The sequence below is a fragment of the Chitinophaga sp. CF118 genome, from assembly GCF_900112615.1.
Classification (GTDB): Bacteria; Bacteroidota; Bacteroidia; order Chitinophagales; family Chitinophagaceae; genus Chitinophaga.
This window is the reverse complement of sequence record NZ_FOMK01000001.1, coordinates 417,436-435,107: the sequence shown is the minus strand read 5'-3', so window position 1 is coordinate 435,107 and position 17,672 is coordinate 417,436. Positions and strand designations below refer to the sequence as shown.

Sequence of the window (17,672 nt, the reverse complement as noted above, 5' to 3'; positions counted from 1 at the left end):
TCTATACTGGTTGTTGAAGTATTATTCTGATGGTTGTACCAGCAGCTAATCCATTGACATCTTTTAAATCAATGATATCAATACTGGATTTCCATTTATGGTATGTATTCATCAGATTTATCCTTTGCTGCCCTAACAGCATACCTTTGCTGCCAAAATTATGAGTCCCTATTTTCCGGGCTTTTATATTTCCTGCGGCTTCTCTGCCAATACCATTATCTGTGATTTCACAAATAAGCGCTTCATTATCTTCTGTAAAATCAATAGTAAGCTCCTTATCTCCCTGTTTAGGCATTAATCCATGCCAGATGGCATTTTCAATAAAAGGTTGTAATAGTAATGAAGGTACAATGGTGGCATGTTCATCAATTCCTTCTGAGACCTTTATAGTATAATGAAAGGATTTTTTGAATCGTAACGATTCCAAATCAAGGTAAAGACGGTTCATGCTAATCTCATCATCCAATGAAATAATGTTATGCTCTGAATGATGTAATACCATCCGCAACAATTTTGAAAATTTTGAAAGATATTGGTATGCAGAGGAGGTATCTTTAAGTACAATCAATTCCTGAATAGCATTGAGGCTATTGAAAATAAAGTGAGGATGCATTTGTGCTCTTATTGCACGCGCTTCTAATTCACTCATTTGCTGATGAATATCTGCCTTTCTTTTAATAGTACGCACCCACCACCAGCATAGAAAAAAAATCAGAGAAATAATAAGTACGATTATGATGATTTGGAATAAGGTTGTTTGCCATAAAGCTGGTATTATCCGGATGTATAAAGTAAGGTCTTCAATTGCCACCAGTCCGTCATCAGTTACTGCATGCACGCTGAATATATAGTTGCCGGGATGCAGGTTATTATAAAATACGTCCGGGCGGTTGCCATTATCAACCCAATTATGATCAATACCATCAAGACGGTAATAATAATGTACTTTCTGAGGACGTTCGAAATCCAGCAAACTATACTTTATCATCAGACGGTTATCCTGATAGCTAAGCGGGGAAAGATGAAAAGAGTGATCCCATGTAACTTTCTTTTCATCAACTAATACTTCATTTAATTGTAATACAGGTTGTATTTTATGAGATTTAAAATATTCTTCCGGAATAATATGGTACAACTTATTGCCCGCCTGGAAATACAGACTGCCATCTTTGCCATTGATGCCACTGCCAAAAGCATCCATGTAAGTGCTATTGGGATTACTGACTACATTATGAAAAGAAGAATGACTACTGTCATACCAATCCACTCCACCCAGTGAACACACCCACAAGCGCTTATCATTATCAATCAGTAATGCAAAAGTAAAACTATGTGAAAGCCCATGTGCTGTTGTAAATACTTCCAACGTTCTGCCTCCGGGATTATATTTAAGCAATCCATTCTGACTGGTTATCCAGATACTGCCTTTTCCATCATCAATAATGTCACGGGGATCTGAAAAAGAAAAATGTTGTTTCTTTGACTGACTTTGTAAATAAAAACGTTCTATCTTTCCCGTTATAATGTTTTGCCTTGCAAGGTTTTCAGAATGATCTATAAAATACAGAAACTGGCTGTCTGCAGAAATACATGCCTGTTTCATAAACTGCACGGAAGGAATAACTTCCAGTTTTTTATGGGCATAGCGATAAAGCATGCCAGACTGTTTTTTGAAGTAGGATACACCTCGAGCTCTTGCTGCCCAGATAATTTCATAAGGTGTGTTGGCCAGTTCTTTGGGATAATATGACACTCTGTTTTGCAGAGAGTGCCCTCTTCCTCTATTGTCCGTTTCGTAAAAACTATGGGACCTCCCTTTTAATAACCTGCCATTTTCCACAGGCCAGACATATAAAGTAGTATGTGGTTGCTTTTGCGATTGAATTGTTTTTGTTATTTCATCAAACCAGAACAGCCTCTTTTTTTGAGAAAATGGAATGTATATCCTCTTTTTCCAGGGATCATAAGACATCATTCCCGATACATATTTCAAACTGGTAAAATCAGGATCATTACACAAATTATAGGTCTGTACATCATCGTTATAATAATCAATGATATCAATACCCTCATCTGTTGTAACCCACATTTTATGAAGATAATCCTGACAGAGGGAATAAACATAATCACTATGCAGTATTTTATTATTATCCTCTTTGTGGATGGCTGTGAAAGTGTTATTATCTGTATTGAATATTTGTAAACCTCCATGACGGAAACCTATCCATATATTATCTTTAAAGTCTGCAGTTAAAGAATAACAATAAGGCCAGGCATCCTTTGGACGTTCAAATTTAAAAGTATCCAGCCTGTGCGTATTAAGATTGTATTTTGCAAGCAAATGGCTATTGGCTACAAACCAGATGTTTTGCTGTGAGTCCTGGCACAGATCACTTGTGTTTGTTCCTGTTAAGAAATTAAGATCAAAGACAGGATCCTTCGCGGGATTATTGTAGTGATGATAAAAATTTCCTGAAATGTATTCATAATAAACAAGGCCACTTGCCGTGCTAAGCCAGAATCCTTTATCCGTATCTACCATACAATGGAATTGCGCTATAGAAGAAGGAATACCCTTATTATCCTTTCTCTCTGCTATAATATGATAGTTGCCCGAAGTTTTATCCATTTTAAACAGGCCCGCATCAGTAGAGATCCATAAGTAATGTTTTTTATCTTCAAAAATTGAATAAATGTAACCCAGTGAGCTGCTATTATTTAATGAGGTAAGCACATAATGTTGTATAACCCCATTTCGCATATTCATTCTGTCAAGGCCTCCGGTGGTACCTATCCACATATTACCCTCCTTATCTTCAAATAAAGCATGTAATTCTCCGCCACTAAGGGAAAGACTATCATTGCCCACACGATTGTACCACTTTATACGGGCTCCTTCATGTTTATAAAGTCCGTTATAAGAGCCAAACCACATGTTATTTAAATGGTCTCGTGTTACTACTGTAAGTAATTTGCTTGATAGTCCATTATCGGTTGATAAATGGAAGTTTGTTTGTGCGGCAGTAATAAATGGTAGAAGCAGAAAGCAGCCACTAATCCGCAAGAAAAGCTGCCAGCAGGATGTCCAGGGTCTCAACAATGCAATATTGCTCATCATACAAAGAACAGATAATAGGTAAACATAAGGGATTCGCCATAGCCTCATTGGTAACAAACATTGCCTCAATTTAATAATTATTTATTAAAAGGATACTAAATGATTTCCAGGTAAATCAATTATAGGTTATCATTATAAATACTGAATCAGAAATAATGGGTGCTTACAAATCAGTTAAATGATTGTCTGAACTGCAAAGGAGAAACTTTAGCCGTTATTTTGAAAAACTTGCTGAACGATTGCGAAGTCACATCAGGTACCCACCTCCGATTTCACAGATACCAGCTAATACAAAAAGAAATAACGATTTAACTAATTCCATAAAGAGCCTTTTATATGCCATTTATGATTCTGTAAATAATGCCTGATATAATTATCAGGGTGTAAAAAACCAATAGTATATTCCAAGGAGAAACGTATTTTTTTAAGGTTCGCATTTAATTAGTTTGTTACTCTAAAAGGCAATCGACGTTCCTAAAAGGTGTAAAATCGCGAAAACGGCTACTGTGGTTGTTTTGTTCTTTCAGATGGGGGGTGTGGAGAAAAATAAACTCTCTCATTTTGAGAGCATTTTATCATTGTGAGAGGATATAATCACATTAAAGCCTTCAAATATTTCGACTTGAAGGCTTTAAAGCTTGCGGCCCCAGGTATCATAACCTCGAACCAAATTATGCAGGATTGGGTCAATTTAGGAGGTATTTAGGTTAAATTGAGAGAAAATGGTATGTGAAAAGTTCGAGGTTGGTAGATGTTGCTTAGTAAGCCTCCGAGCAAGTAAGCCGGGATCTGTTACCGTCAAATCATTTAAGACAAGACTGAGAAGTTGGTCGGTAACAAAAAAACTCCAAACACCCTATACTATTTTGCTAAACAATTACTATATGGAAGTTATCCCACTGTTTGTCGGGGAAAACATCCTTCAAACCAAAACGATATACTTTCGTGCACGGCATGGGAAAAGTAGTTTTATTGCCAGGCAGGATACAGCAGAGCTCTCAGCAGGGATTCTGACAACACCAGGCCATGAGCAAAACAAGCAATAAAAAACTGAATCTGGCTTTGATGCGGCTGAGTGATTGGATCAAGTTCTATAGACACAAGCTTCCTATAACGGAGCTTATATCGGAACCAAAAGCTACGCGGCCACTATGCCTACTATGGTATTACATTTAATAGTCGGCGACTAAACGCTTACTTCATGCAGACTAAACGGCTACTCCATAAATGGTTGAACCATCGCGGAGGCAAGCGAGTCTGGACATGGGATAAGATCATGAAATTGATTACTGAGTGGATGCCTCTTGTACAACCACGAATCTATCACAGCTATCAATTAGCGAAACCGTAAATAGAGGAACCGTGTGCAGGAAAACTGCTCGACCCTACCTGTGGGGGAGCGGGGAGGCAACGAACCGCTCTACCCGGAACCTACTCGCTAAACAGATTTATTATCAAGGTATTAAGCTCACTGTTACTGGCCGGTGCACCGGATTTTCCACCTCGGTGACGATGCCCAAATTTAAGTATTTGCCCGGTTCCTTCAACACATTGTCGCCAGATAAAACTCTGGATGCCGACCGGCAACACATTGCTTCCATAGGTGCTTAAACCTGGGTTGTGTATTTCTCTCTTGAATAGCTCTCGAGAAATGCTTCTATTGGCGCGTTGGTCGGAACATGCCAGGGCCTGCCCCAGGCATGTGACTCCGCTGCCACTGTAACTAACAATTTAGCCGCATCGTTCACCGAAGTCCAACTGATTGCGGAGCAAGAGTTACAAGAGGTTATTGATCTAACACCATCCATGCTTAGAATCGATAACAGTGACCAATGTTAGCGGCAGGTATCTTTCTTAACTTAACCACCTCGGAGTTTTCTTTTTATATTCTAAGTATGGTTGGCCAAACCACTGTTCCATCAATTTCTCTTCTCGTAATACAAATTGTGTTTGCACGAGGATAAAGAATATGGGAATTACAAGCACAGGTGAAAATGTTCCTAAAAGTATCGCAGTACCGATCAGCATTGTGGTTAACCCCAAATACATTGGATTTCTTGTGTACTTAAAAGGTCCTGTCGTGACAATTAGAGTTGCTTTAGCGCCAGGACGGGGATTTGTTCCTAATCTTCGGAAATATAAGCCGCTCCCAAGACCGAGGGAAAATCCTAAAACAAGAAATATTATACCAAGGTATCTCCAAGGGTAATGTAACCAGCGTCCAATCGGAAAATAGGAATTAAGCAGAACCATCACAACAATTCCTACAAGAAACAAAACTGGAGGGGGAATACGAGGTATTGAAGTATTCATATTTAGAATTTTGACAGATGCTTACCGCATGTTCTATGAAGCTTTTTATTGTCATTTTAAAAAATCTTCTTCTGTCATTGCGTTATTTAAGAATACTCCTGTATTATTCCCTGTTGATATCGCATATGATACAGCACGTAGAGGATTAGTATTGTCTCCACAAGCGAATATATTATCCACTGTTGTTTTCTGAAATGTATCTACTTTGATAAGTCCCTGTTCTGTCAATTCACAACCCAATAACTCGGGGATTTTACAGTGTTGTTCAAAAGGAGGTCTTGAATAAATAGCTTTCAATTCAAAAGTTGAATTGTCTGAAAAGATTATTTCTTCTACAACTCCGTTTTTGTGCTTCAATGAGCTAATTTCCTTTTCAACTATTGAAATATTGTGTGCTTTGATTTCATCGGTTTGCTCTTTTGTCAATTCCGATTTCCCATTGGTAAATATGGTTAAATCCTTTGTCCAGTTACTAATGAGTCGAGCCAAATGAAATGCAGCATATCCATTTGCCAAAATCCCTGTTTTTTGATTCTTTACTTCATATCCGTGGCAATAGGGACAATGGAGTACCGTAATTCCCCAACATTCAGAAAATCCCTCAATTTTTAGCATTTTGTCTCTTAAGCCTGTTGCAAAAACGAGTTTTTTAGCTGAGAATAGTTTTCCGGATTGAGTTGAAATCTCAAATCCTTTATCGGTTTTCGTTCCGCTAACGGCAAGGTCAGTTAAGAATTTTACTGTGTCGTATTTCAACACTTCATTTTTTGCTTTTTCCGCAATAACGCTTGGTTTTTCTCCGTCTTGCGTAATGAAGTTGTGTGAGTGAGGCGTTTGTCGGTTACAAGGCAAACCGCTGTCAATGATTAAAACATTTCTTAATGCTCGTCCCAGAGCCATTGCTGCCGAAAGTCCTGCATAGCTTCCACCAACTATAATTACGTCAAAATTTTTGTTGTCTGTCATTTCGTTAAAATTTGAAAATGTTGTTAATGGAAAAGGTAAAGCTAAAACTGATAAAGCAAGCCCCCCTTGTTTTATTAGTACTCGTCTTGATATTTTTTTCGTTTCAGTCATTTGTTTTTTAGATGTGTGTCGTTTCTGTTGTATATAGCGAGCAAAAAGCGAATGGCTTAGGTTTCCATCTGAACTTACCCTGAACGAAATCGAACTGGCCAAACGTATTATTGGACAGTTGCCAGCTTCATCTTAATCTTCATCATCACCGGGTCTGGCAGTATTCCTGCTAAAATGGAATTGAACCGGTTTTGAAAACCTACAATTTTCTTTCCTTTTCCGTTTAGCAAGAGTTTCACTCCTTCAGTAGCCACTGTTTTTACGGGGGTAGGCTTATTGGATTTCAGCAGGTTGGTTTCCCGCATTTCCGGTGAAATAAATGCTGTTTCTGTAACCCCAGGGGCAAGCGTGGTAACCACTATGCCGCTGCCTTCCAGTTCGGCAGCGAGCGTTTCCGAAAAGGCTAAGACAAAAGACTTGGTGGCTGAATACACCGACTGGTAAGGGAAAGGCAAATATGCAATCACTGAAGACACGTTCATGATTCTGCCCGACTTTCGGGCTGCCATATCATTTGCAAACAATTTGGTAAGGATAACCAGGCTGCTGATGTTGAGATCAATCATCTTCAATTCCTTTTCCAGTGATGTTTCCAGAAAACTTCCATAGTCGCCAAATCCTGCGTTGTTAACCAAATGAGATACCTGATAGCCGGCGCCCTTGATCTCATCAAATAACTGAGTCGCCTGCTCTGTTTTGCTTAGGTCTTTGGCTATGTATTGTACGGTAATGCCATACTTGAAAGATAACTCCTGCTGCATAGCTGTCAATTTATCCTCGCTGCGGGCAGTGAGGATAAGATTGTATTTTAAAGCCGCAAGCTGTTGGGCCATTTCGTAACCAATTCCGGATGATGCTCCGGTTATTAAGATGTATTGTTTCATTTTGTTTTGATTTTATGAATGATTAAATATTTTCAATGGAAGGCGGAATAAGCTTATACATTACCGGCGTTACAATTCTTGAAAGAATGGTTGAACTGATTAATCCACCAATCAACACAATCGCTAATGGAGCGATAAGTGGATTCGGATTCCAGGCAAGAGGAATTAATCCGCAAATAGCTGTTATGGACGTAAGCACAACCGGTAAAAAACGGGTTTCTCCTGCTTTATTAATTGCATCGTCTATGCTATATCCTTCGGCCCGCAACTGGTTGGTAAAATCAACGAGTAACAGCGAATTCTTGACTTGTATGCCGGACAAACCAATGAAACCAATAATAGAAACCATTGACATCGGATGGCCGGTGATCAATAGCATTACCACACCTCCGAGAATTCCTAATGGAATAATAGATAGTACAATGATGATACCTTTAAACGTCTTAAATTGTAGTAACAGAACTCCAATAAAAAGGAATGTACTTAACAGGATAACTGACAAAAAATTTCCACCCAGTGTATCGCCTTCCGATTCCGCTTCACCGGATAACTTGTAATAGTAACCAGGCGGCATTTTAAGTTTGTCCAGTTGCGGAACAATATCCTTTAGTAGATCGTTTGCATATACACCTTCTTTGGTTAGAGAGGTAACCTTTGCGAAACGCGATTTATTAAAATGATTTATTGCCGTAGGCGATGTTTCAAAAGAAATGGTTGCAATCTGATTAACCAATACAGGAAGACCTTGTATGTTGTTTACGTACAGATTTTTGAATGCATCTAAATTTGAAAATTTATCTTTGGGAAGTGTCAGGACAACATTGCGGGCATCGCCTCTGTCATCTATATAATCACCAACAGTTAATCCTGCTACCGCCATTCGAATTACCTTATCAACATCGCTTGTAAGCACGCCCAATGTGCGGGCTTTTTCTTTGTTTATTTCTATTTTAATGTCAGACTTGTAAGTGTTTAATTCGTTATTGATGTAAACAGTACCTGGGTTGTTGCGTAAAATATCCTCCACTTTAAAGGAAAGCCTACGCAGCGTGTCCGGGTCTTCACCAAAAACCCTTACAACTATGTTGGCTTCTATCGGGGGGCCCTGTTCAAAATCTTTCACTTCAATTTTGGCATAAGGAAAATCTTTAAACTTTTCTCTTAGCTGTTTAACTAACTCTACTTTAGAGTCAGGACTTGCCTCATCATCCATCTGTACAAAAATCTGGGCAAAGTCGGGCTTTACGTCCTGTTGATGTACATTATAATAAATCTGCGGATTTCCTTTTCCTACATTGCTTGTATAATACACAATCTCTTTGTGTTGCTTCAATTCATTTTCTACGAGCTTGGTTACACGATCACTTTCAGGAATATCAGCCTGCAGCGGCATTTTGATATTGATAAGAAACATTGGCTTTTCAGAGGTTGGAAAAAGTTTGAATCCCGTTTTTGTAAATAAGAAAAAGGCGAGAGCACTAAGTATTAATGATATTCCAATGGTTGTTTTAGGATATTTTAAAGCTCGTGGCATAATACCGCGATAACTGTAGGTGAGAAATTTTTGCAGTTGCTTCAGGAAAAAATTGCCTTCTCCATGTGTATGCGTTTTCAATATCCGGCTTCCCATGAAAGGAACAAGTGTTAAAGCCACGATCATTGATGCCAGCACGCTGGTGATAACAGCCATAGGCAAGCTGCGCATAAATTCACCGGCTGCATCCGGCAGGAAGGCGAGAGGCAAAAACGCAATTACCAAAGTGGCTGTACATCCTACAACTGCTACACCTATTTGTTTAGTGCCTTTCAGAACAGCATCCATTCGTGAATGTCCTTCTCTAAGCCATCTTTCTATATTTTCAATAACTACAATACTGTCATCTACTAACAATCCCAATGCCACAACGAGACCAACAATACTTAGTTGGTTCAACGAAAACCCAAATAAATTCAATGCTATAAGCCCTAATGCTAAAGAAAGCGGAATAGAGATCATAACAATGAGTGATGCTCTAAATCCTAAAGGCAATAAGGTAATGACTACTAAAAGAATTGCTAAACCAAAATCAAATCCGAGATGTCCCAAACGTTGTGAGACCATAGTTGCCTGGTCAAAAGTTTTCACGAGCTGGATGTTAGCAGGCAATACTTTAGAAAATTCATCCAATACCGGATAAAATTCCCCCTGCACTTGCGTTATATTAACTCCATCTTTCATTGCTGCCGTAACCAGTACACAATGATGCCCGTTTACACGTGTAATGTGGTTGACCATTTCGTTTCTATAACTTACTTCAGCCACATCTTTCAAATAAATAATTTTTCCGTTGGCATTGTAGATGACGGTATTGGCAACATCCTCAACGTTCTTAAGTTTGCCGCTGGTCTTCACATTAAAAACCTTGCTGTCCAGGTTGATGCTTCCACCAGGAATGTCTGCCGCTTCACTTTGCAAACTGCCTTCAACTACGTTGAGCGGAATTTTCAGTTGCGCCAGTTTGTCCAATTGCACATCAATACGGATTTCCTGTTCCGGCATTCCGGAATATTTGACTTCTTTAAGGTCTGTTATTTTCTCCAGGCGTGTTTTTAGTATGTCGGCTTCATCTCTCAACAATTTATCGGAGGCATTATCCGAAGCCAATGCAACCTGTAAAATTTTTACATCGGAAGAAGAAATCTTTTCTGTTTTGATAAGATAAATATCTTTAGGAAGCTCACTGTTTTTTAACGCGTTTATTTCTGTAGAAATCTCCTGGTATTTATTATCTATATTAACGCCATATTTGAATTTCACCTGAATTGCCGCCACACCGTCTTCAACGGTGGTAAGCAATTTATCAATGTTTTCCAGCCCGTAAATTTTATTTTCAATGGGCTTTACTACTTGCTCCTCCATGTCTTTAGGACTTGTGCCAGGGTATATAACAGTTATGAGATATTCCGGTGGATGTATAGTTGGGTCTTCCGAACGAGGCATTGTAAACAAAGTAAGTACACCAACTACAGCAAACAGCAGGAATATAATGAGGGTGAACTGATAGTTTTTAACGGCAAAATTTGTAATCTTCATATCTGTTAGTATTAACGGATGATTTTTATTGTAGATTTTTCGTTGAGATAGGCACTATTAGAGATCACGATTTCTTCCACTCCATCAAGTCCATCTTTTAGATAAACCTGTTGATTGTCAATCCTTGAAATAGTTACTGGAATTTTCCTAACCTTATTGGCTCCGTCAGGTATAAATACGAATGCCTTATCGCCATCGGCTTCTACCAGAGAACCGTATGGGATCACCTTCACATTTTCATCCTGATTGGTAGCTATTTCCGCTTTGCCAAACATGCCCACTGCCGGTTTTATATCCTTTAATTTCAATTTCAATTCTATTTGAAAGGAGCCAAGTGTACGATCTGCCGCCTGCGATTTACGAAACACGAAAGCATCAATTTTCTTATCAGCATATCCATCAAGTGTCACTGTTGCGGTTTGCCCGGGATTAATGATTGCCCACTCGCGGTCGGTTACACCAACTTTAAGTAAGTAGTTATTATTTTGCTGGGTTTCATTGATAGCAAGGACCGGCATACCAAGCCCGATTACTTCTCCTTCGCTGGCGATTTTCTGACTTACAAAACCATCAGATGCTGCATATATTTTCGAATAGTGTTCATTAAAGGCAACAGCCTCTTTTGCTTTTTGAGCAATATCCAGGGCAGTCTTGGTATTTTGCAACTGCTCTAATGTAAAAACACTGTCTTTGTATAGATTAACTGCCCGTTCATAATCACGCTGTGCCTTCTCTACATTTAAGCTGGATTGTGAAACGCCGGCAGCAATTTCAGTTGAATTGAGTGTAGCAAGCAACTGACCTTTTCGGAAGAACTGGCCTTCTTCTACAAAAACACGGCTAATTATGCCGCCTATTTTGAAAGAATATTTAGCTTCATTTTCTGTGCTTACGAGACCTGTAGCACTTATTTTTTTGGATAATCCTAACGCAGATAAAGAAGATATCTTTACAGGGATAACATCTGCTTCTCCCAATGTTTTTTTTGCTTTCTCTTTCTCCTTGCAAGAAAATAAAACCAATATTGTTGCAGCAAGGCTGAGTAATTGTATTTTTTTCATAATAGTTTGATTTTTTATTTATTGAATGATGAAACTGGCAGTGGCGCGTTCTATTTCTGCCTGCTTTACAAATGTGTCGTAGAGTGAAATATTTGCCTGAAGTTGGGCAGATACGAGTTGGTTTTGTGCATCCAGCAGTTCTATGTACAGTGCGATGCCCTCTTTGTACAGCCGCAATTCATCACTATAATATTTTTCAGTAGAAGCCACTTGTGAAACAGCGGCATTGTAATTTATAAGCGCGGTGTTGAATGAATTAGCAGCCATGCTAACCTGTAATCTCAGTTGCTGTTCGGTATTGCTTGTCTGCGATGCAATCACTTTAGCATCCGCCTCCACCTGTTTTACTTTATATTTATTTTTGCCTCCTGAAAAAATATCCCAGGCAAGTGAAACCCCGAAGAAATAATAAGGCGATTTATCGTTTACTTTAAAATCAAAAGCCTGAGAGCCTAAATCAAGAAAGGAATTTAGTTTTGGTATTTTGTAGGAGTTGGCAAGACCAATAAGGTTCTTATTAATTGCGGATGCTGTATTTAACTTTAATAATTCTTCTCTTTTATTTACAGCAGTATCATCTGCAACATGTGGGTCAGGAATATTAGTTATTGAATCAATAAGTATGGGAGTGGTCAGCGGTTGGTTGATTAAAAAATTAAAAAAGTCTCTGGCATTATCGCGGTTTATCATGGCGGTGTTCAGTTGTGCCGTAATCTTTGTTACTTCATTATTGCTCCTTATTACTGCCGTGCGGTTTACTTTTTGGTTATTAAGAAGAGAAGTGTTTATCCTTTCGTTTTCTTTTACCAGTGCAAGGGCATTTTCATAAATCCCGATGGCTGTCGTTGCCTGTAAATAATTATAATAAGCAACTTTGATTTCTTTTACAAGCTCCCGTTTGTAGATGTCTATTTCTATCTTTTGCAAATCATACTGCTGCCTTTTTATTTTTTTATTGTAAGCTATTTCTGCATTGATGACCGGAAAAGTGGTATGTAGTTTTACATCATAAAAGTTATTGGGGTTCAGCAGTACACTTTGGTTTTGTATTTGCGGAAAATTATTGGTACCTGTCAGTTGGTTAAGTGTTTTGTAAACGGGGTTCATTAAATCTCCCACCGGAATATCCACGGTGCGTCCGCCGCCTGCAAGGGTATAGTTTCCATTAAACTCAACGTTGGGGCGGAATAATGATTTAGCTTCTTTCAAAGCCCAGAGACTTTTATCAAGTAAAAATTGCTGCTGGCGGATTGTTTCATTATTACTCAGACCCGTGTTGACATATTGCTCCAGGTGTGTTTGTGCATAAGCGCTTCCAACGCATAATAACAGTAAAAGAAATGTGAGAAATTTTTTCATGATTTTTATTTTAATGAACCATATATTTTAAATGAACAATGTTCAATATGAGAGCAAAAAAAATTACAGATTACTTATGATTATTAAAAATTCATCGTACGCATCTGTTACAATATTTTCAGGGTTTTTAATATTCGCGTTTTTCGTACGGGAACCTATTTCCAGGCTGCACATGCCATGTATACAACTCCATATCAGAAAACACAACGGGTCCAGTTTATGCCCTTTAAAATGCCCGGCATCCATACACTGTATTACCGTAGTTCTTAGCAAATCAAAGCTTGCTTTCCCTTCATCCCACTCATCTTTTTGGATTGTTTCAAGGAACTCCATAGGTGCTCTAAGAGTAAACATCAGATCGTACATTTCCGGGTTATCCAGGCCATAATTGATATACACTTTGCCCATTGCCTTCAGCCGCTCCATCGGGTCTTTTACGCTAAATAATACTTTCAACTGGCCGCCGAGGTCTACGAAGCCCTGTGTATGCAGCGCATGGAGTATTTCATTCTTATCCCTGAAATAAACATATACCGTACCGATGCTGTAGTCTATGGAATCAGCGATATTTCTGATAGTTGTTTGTCCGATGCCTTTTTCTATAAACAACTTACGGGCAGCTTTTAAAATAAGCGCTTTCAGTTCTTCCTTCTCTTTTGCTTTTCTTTCTGTAGTACCCATAAAATCAATTTCAGTACAAAAAAAATGAACATTGTTCAATTTTCAAAATAAATTTTTATGATTCCGGTGAAAATTTCTTTATTGATGAACCTGCATCAGCACAAATCATTCATTTTCAATTCAATTAGGCGAAAAACTTTTAACACTAATTTTTGGGAAGTGGATTTCAAGGGTTTTACCAAACAAATCGGCCGTTTGATAAAATTCGAAACGGATTTTACTCTTTATCTATTTACACGTCATTTTGTGTCAGATGTTCCTCCGTTTGGTTTAAAACCCAGGCATCAAGTGAATCTACTTTTGTTGATTGCTGCTATGTTCAGTGAAATTTTTCCAAAAGAACAGGTAACCCTGGTAAATGGTGATGGGGCCGCATTCAGCAAATTGCCTTTTGATCATCTTATTTTTACCGGCAGTAAAGCCGTAGGACGATCTGTGATGAAAGCGGCAAGCGAAAACCTCGTGCCCTTGACCCTGGAATTGGGAGGTAAATCACCTGTCATTATTTCTAAAGGTTATTCACTCGAAAAAGCCGCATCCCGTATTGTGTATGGAAAACTCCTGAGTGCCGGGCAAACATGTATTGCACCAGATTATGCATTGGTACATGAAACTGAAGTAAACGCTTTTATCAAAGCATATGATCACCACGTAAAATTGGCTTATCCTGAAGGACCAACCGGGGATGACTATACTTCAATTGTGAACGACCAGCAGTATGCAATCTTAAAGAAGTTGCTTAATGATGCCGAAGCTCATGGGGCTAAGATAATAGAAGTGGAAGGTAAAAAAGACTACTGATCCGGTGTTCCATTTTCCACCTCCTTTGTGTTTTACGAATTATCAAATCCATCACTAAAAGTTCCGTCGCTTCAAACCCTCATCTGTAGGGCGTTCTCGGAAAACTCGGTGTCCCAAATCTAAGCAGTGGTTTGGGACACCTATTCGGTTGATTTTGTTTGATACGAATTGAGGCGGAAAATTTTAAAGGGCCCACAAAACCAGCGTTTTATGAGCCCTTTAATACGATTTGATAAGTTATCAAGCGGCCCCAGGTATCGTAACCTCGAACCAAATTCTGCAGGATTTAGCGGATTTAGGGGGTGTTTAAGGTCTGGAAGGTGAATATAATATAATAAAAGTTCGAGGTAGGTGTAGTTGCCCTGTCTCCTGAATAATACTATCTATGAGCTTTAAATTACCAGTAATTATAGCACTAATAACATCAGGTTAACCAATTCTTCATATTTATCTCAGAACTTTAATTCCTAAATCACTACCTAAATTATACAATATATCATGTTGAATATGTTCAAATAATCTTCGTTGATAAAAACCGCATAATGTTTGGTTTAGGCAACATTAAGGAGAAAAATGGCTGTTAATGTTGACTTTCCCCATCAATTTTAGTATTTATATCAAAATGCTTAAATTTGTTGAGGTTATTCAACATTAAGGATCATTTAACCCTTTAAAGATGGAAAAGTCCGACATAAATATCTATTCTAAAAATGACTTATATTATATAGATCTGATAGGTGATTTTATCCGGTCGAACCGTATCAAACAGAATAAAACCCAGCAGCAATTGGCTAGTGAGGCAGGTGTTAACCGGTCGACCTTGATTCAACTTGAATCAGGAAAACAAGTCAAGCTGCTTTCTCTGATTCAAGTTTTGCGTGCATTAAAGCAACTCCATATCTTAAATGCGCTGGAGGTCAAACCTGAAATAAGTCCGCTAATGGTTGCTGCTGCTGAACAAAAGCAAAGAATAAGGGTAAGTACCAAAACAACAAAAAAATCAAACCAAACTAAACGAAAATCAGACTGGTAATGATGACTACAGCATATGTTAACCTTTGGAATAAAAGAGTAGGTGCAGTGTTATGGAATTCTGAGAAAAGAATAGCCAGCTTTGAGTATACTCCTGAATTTACAGCGAGTCATTGGGATATTGCTCCTATCCATATGCCCATAGAACAAACCGGAACAATTTTTTCTTTTTCAGATCTTGATGCAAAAACGTTTAAGGGTTTACCTGGATTGCTTGCAGATGTTCTTCCTGATAAATATGGTAATGCCCTTATTGATGCCTGGTTGGCGGAAAATGGTAGAACACCCGGAGATATGAATCCTGTGGAAATGCTCTGTTTCATTGGTTCTCGTGGTATGGGTGCCCTGGAATTTGAACCGGTGCATCCTAAAAGATCTGATTTGTCAACAAAAGTTGAAATATCAGGCCTAATTAAAATTGCTAGTGATATTTTAAATAATCGCCTGCATTTTAATACCCAAATGGCAGCAGATCAGCAAAAAGCCTTAATGGATATCCTGAAAATAGGAACTTCGGCAGGAGGGGCAAGGGCAAAGGCATTAATTGCCTATAATGAACAAACTGGGGAGGTTCGTTCTGGACAGACCGACGCTCCGAAAGGATTTTCACAATGGCTCATTAAATTTGATGGGGTACATGACAGTCAATTTGGTGAAACTTATGGCTTTGGCCGGGTAGAAATGGCTTACCATAGAATGGCTATCAACTGCGGGATTGAAATGACTGAATGCCGTTTACTGGAGGAAGATAATCGTGCCCATTTTATGACCAGAAGATTTGATCGTGTACCAGGTGAGGGGAAAATACACGTGCAAACCTGGTGCGCATTGACGCATAGGGATTTTCAGCAGGTGAGCAGTTATAGTTATGAGGAGTTATTTCAGACTTTAAGAATATTAGGATTGCCTTATTCTCAGGCAGAGCAATTATTTCGACGCATGGTATTTAATGTGATCGCAAGGAATTGCGATGACCATACAAAGAACTTTGCTTTTACCATGGACAAAGATGGACTATGGAGCCTGTCTCCGGCATATGATGTTTGTCACGCCTATCGGCCCGGAAGTATATGGGTAAGTAGACAATCGTTAAGTGTCAATGGCAAAAGAGAAGATATAACCAGGAATGACTTATTGAATGTCGCCACACAAATGAATATTAAAAAAGCTGATCAAATTATTTCAGATATTCAAAATGTGATTAGCAATTGGAATGAATATGCTGAACAACAAGGAGTTAATGAGGAATTAAAATTGGCAATCGCGAATACGCTTTTAATCTCCATTTAAGTTGTTTATAAATTAAGAGATTATTTAGATTCCATAATTATAATCGGCTACAATGTCTTTAGATATAACTGAACAGAGATTGGAGCTATTCCAATCTCTGTTCAAAGGAAGGCAAGATGCTATGCAGTTAGAAAAGAAAAGACGTCAACATGGTCTGCACCAGGTAGCAGTATAAGTTATTCTTGTGAATATAGTTCAAGTTCAACATTTTGATCACCGTATGTGAAAAGAATCTTGTCTGCCTGTCCGTCCTCAAGGTCAAAATCTAGTTCCTTTGCAATGGCAATGAAATCCTTTTCAGAAAGGTACCATTTAAGGTGAAATCCCAACCCTAACATATATGCATGCAGCTGGTAGCCATTGATCGGTTTAAAACCATCTTTAGCTTTATCTTGCTGGATCCAGCTGTCTAAAAATTCAAATAATTCTTCTTTGTTCATAATCGATTCTTATTTATGGTTAACTTTAATACTTTTCTTTTTTGTTAATTAGCAAGAGTGTTTTTTTTCTCAAAGGGTTAATCTGTAGCGTCTGAGTGTTAATAGTTCCAGGTTGGTAGATGCTGCCTGAAATGCTTAAGATGTTCCCTGTAAGACTTTTCATCCATTAATGTGATATGTGTTTCAATTTGGTTTTTATAATATTTCTTAAAAAGCACATTACAAATCCACACACTACCTTCTGCAAAGATTTCCAGTTCCTCAATAAGGGCTTCATTATCGAAAAAATTCCTCCATTCAAAGTCGACGGTTTCACCTTCTGTGGTAGTACCAATGGACTATGAATTTTAAAATCTGGACTGCCTGATTTAAAACTCACATCAAAATGGACATATAACACAGAAGTCATTCGTGGGCATCTTAAGATTAATGGCAGATTATCCTGTTCCCGGGCCAGGTAGAAATCTTGTCCTAATAGATTTGGATTATCAAGTTCGTTAAGTAGCATTTCAACATACTTGTTTACTCTCCTTTTATAAACAA

13 protein-coding genes are annotated in these 17,672 nt (G+C 38.4%); 4 read left to right on the top strand and 9 right to left on the bottom strand.

The genetic code is table 11. From position 1 onward, the window contains the following. Window position 1: 1 nt before the first annotated feature. A complete protein-coding gene (locus BM176_RS01640; protein ID WP_177230267.1) occupies window positions 2-3,118 on the bottom strand; it encodes a ligand-binding sensor domain-containing protein in 3,117 nt (1,038 codons plus the stop codon). A gap of 884 nt (window positions 3,119-4,002) precedes the next feature. Between BM176_RS01640 and BM176_RS32340 the strand changes: the two genes are divergently transcribed. Then, the gene (locus BM176_RS32340) at window positions 4,003-4,164 is read left to right on the top strand and encodes a hypothetical protein (RefSeq protein WP_177230266.1); all 162 of its coding nucleotides are present in this window, start codon (window positions 4,003-4,005) and stop codon (window positions 4,162-4,164) included. An 808-nt stretch (window positions 4,165-4,972) separates the two neighbouring features. Here the strand turns inward: BM176_RS32340 and BM176_RS01630 are convergent. The 7 genes from BM176_RS01630 to BM176_RS01600 all read right to left on the bottom strand — a co-directional run bounded on the left by BM176_RS01630 (window position 4,973) and on the right by BM176_RS01600 (window position 13,566). Beyond that, window positions 4,973-5,431, bottom strand: a complete 459-nt coding sequence (locus tag BM176_RS01630) for a methyltransferase family protein (RefSeq protein WP_090098909.1) — start codon at window positions 5,429-5,431, stop codon at window positions 4,973-4,975. Between the two features lie 51 nt (window positions 5,432-5,482). Beyond that, window positions 5,483-6,508 (bottom strand): NAD(P)/FAD-dependent oxidoreductase, encoded by a 1,026-nt coding sequence (locus BM176_RS01625; protein WP_090098907.1) that lies wholly within the window; start codon window positions 6,506-6,508, stop codon window positions 5,483-5,485. 107 nt (window positions 6,509-6,615) lie between these two features. Beyond that, window positions 6,616-7,392, bottom strand: a complete 777-nt coding sequence (locus BM176_RS01620) for an SDR family NAD(P)-dependent oxidoreductase (protein ID WP_090098905.1) — start codon at window positions 7,390-7,392, stop codon at window positions 6,616-6,618. A gap of 22 nt (window positions 7,393-7,414) precedes the next feature. Next, window positions 7,415-10,465: an efflux RND transporter permease subunit gene (locus BM176_RS01615; RefSeq protein ID WP_090098902.1), complete on the bottom strand. Its 3,051-nt coding sequence runs from the start codon at window positions 10,463-10,465 to the stop codon at window positions 7,415-7,417. Window positions 10,466-10,476: 11 nt separating this feature from the next. After that, window positions 10,477-11,526, bottom strand: a complete 1,050-nt coding sequence (locus tag BM176_RS01610) for an efflux RND transporter periplasmic adaptor subunit (protein ID WP_090098900.1) — start codon at window positions 11,524-11,526, stop codon at window positions 10,477-10,479. 18 nt (window positions 11,527-11,544) lie between these two features. Continuing rightward, the gene (locus tag BM176_RS01605) at window positions 11,545-12,885 is read right to left on the bottom strand and encodes a TolC family protein (protein WP_090098898.1); all 1,341 of its coding nucleotides are present in this window, start codon (window positions 12,883-12,885) and stop codon (window positions 11,545-11,547) included. A 63-nt stretch (window positions 12,886-12,948) separates the two neighbouring features. Next, a complete protein-coding gene (locus BM176_RS01600; protein WP_090098896.1) occupies window positions 12,949-13,566 on the bottom strand; it encodes a TetR/AcrR family transcriptional regulator in 618 nt (205 codons plus the stop codon). Window positions 13,567-13,623: 57 nt separating this feature from the next. Between BM176_RS01600 and BM176_RS01595 the strand changes: the two genes are divergently transcribed. From BM176_RS01595 to BM176_RS01585, 3 genes are all read left to right on the top strand, one after another. Continuing rightward, entirely contained in the window at window positions 13,624-14,367 is a 744-nt protein-coding gene (locus BM176_RS01595) for an aldehyde dehydrogenase family protein (protein ID WP_090098895.1), read from the top strand. 676 nt (window positions 14,368-15,043) lie between these two features. Continuing rightward, window positions 15,044-15,400 (top strand): helix-turn-helix domain-containing protein, encoded by a 357-nt coding sequence (locus BM176_RS01590; protein WP_090098893.1) that lies wholly within the window; start codon window positions 15,044-15,046, stop codon window positions 15,398-15,400. Continuing rightward, window positions 15,400-16,689, top strand: coding sequence for a type II toxin-antitoxin system HipA family toxin (locus tag BM176_RS01585; protein ID WP_090098891.1), 1,290 nt, complete (start codon window positions 15,400-15,402; stop codon window positions 16,687-16,689). Before BM176_RS01590 ends, BM176_RS01585 begins: the two co-directional genes overlap by 1 nt. A 176-nt stretch (window positions 16,690-16,865) precedes the next feature. On the opposite strand, the gene BM176_RS01580 is transcribed toward BM176_RS01585, so the two are convergent. Then, window positions 16,866-17,129 carry a hypothetical protein gene (locus BM176_RS01580; protein WP_090098889.1) on the bottom strand — a complete coding sequence of 88 codons (264 nt, stop codon included), beginning with the start codon at window positions 17,127-17,129 and terminating at the stop codon, window positions 16,866-16,868. Window positions 17,130-17,672: the final 543 nt, after the last annotated feature.

Coding starts and splice junctions, on each gene's coding strand:
- BM176_RS01590 (WP_090098893.1), top strand. CDS start 15,044: ATGGAAAAGTCCGACATAAATATCTATTCTAAAAATGACTTATATTAT.
- BM176_RS01610 (WP_090098900.1), bottom strand. CDS start 11,526: ATGAAAAAAATACAATTACTCAGCCTTGCTGCAACAATATTGGTTTTA.
- BM176_RS01580 (WP_090098889.1), bottom strand. CDS start 17,129: ATGAACAAAGAAGAATTATTTGAATTTTTAGACAGCTGGATCCAGCAA.
- BM176_RS01640 (WP_177230267.1), bottom strand. CDS start 3,118: ATGATGAGCAATATTGCATTGTTGAGACCCTGGACATCCTGCTGGCAG.
- BM176_RS01585 (WP_090098891.1), top strand. CDS start 15,400: ATGATGACTACAGCATATGTTAACCTTTGGAATAAAAGAGTAGGTGCA.
- BM176_RS01600 (WP_090098896.1), bottom strand. CDS start 13,566: ATGGGTACTACAGAAAGAAAAGCAAAAGAGAAGGAAGAACTGAAAGCG.
- BM176_RS01615 (WP_090098902.1), bottom strand. CDS start 10,465: ATGAAGATTACAAATTTTGCCGTTAAAAACTATCAGTTCACCCTCATT.
- BM176_RS01625 (WP_090098907.1), bottom strand. CDS start 6,508: ATGACTGAAACGAAAAAAATATCAAGACGAGTACTAATAAAACAAGGG.
- BM176_RS01630 (WP_090098909.1), bottom strand. CDS start 5,431: ATGAATACTTCAATACCTCGTATTCCCCCTCCAGTTTTGTTTCTTGTA.
- BM176_RS01620 (WP_090098905.1), bottom strand. CDS start 7,392: ATGAAACAATACATCTTAATAACCGGAGCATCATCCGGAATTGGTTAC.
- BM176_RS32340 (WP_177230266.1), top strand. CDS start 4,003: ATGGAAGTTATCCCACTGTTTGTCGGGGAAAACATCCTTCAAACCAAA.
- BM176_RS01595 (WP_090098895.1), top strand. CDS start 13,624: ATGATTCCGGTGAAAATTTCTTTATTGATGAACCTGCATCAGCACAAA.
- BM176_RS01605 (WP_090098898.1), bottom strand. CDS start 12,885: ATGAAAAAATTTCTCACATTTCTTTTACTGTTATTATGCGTTGGAAGC.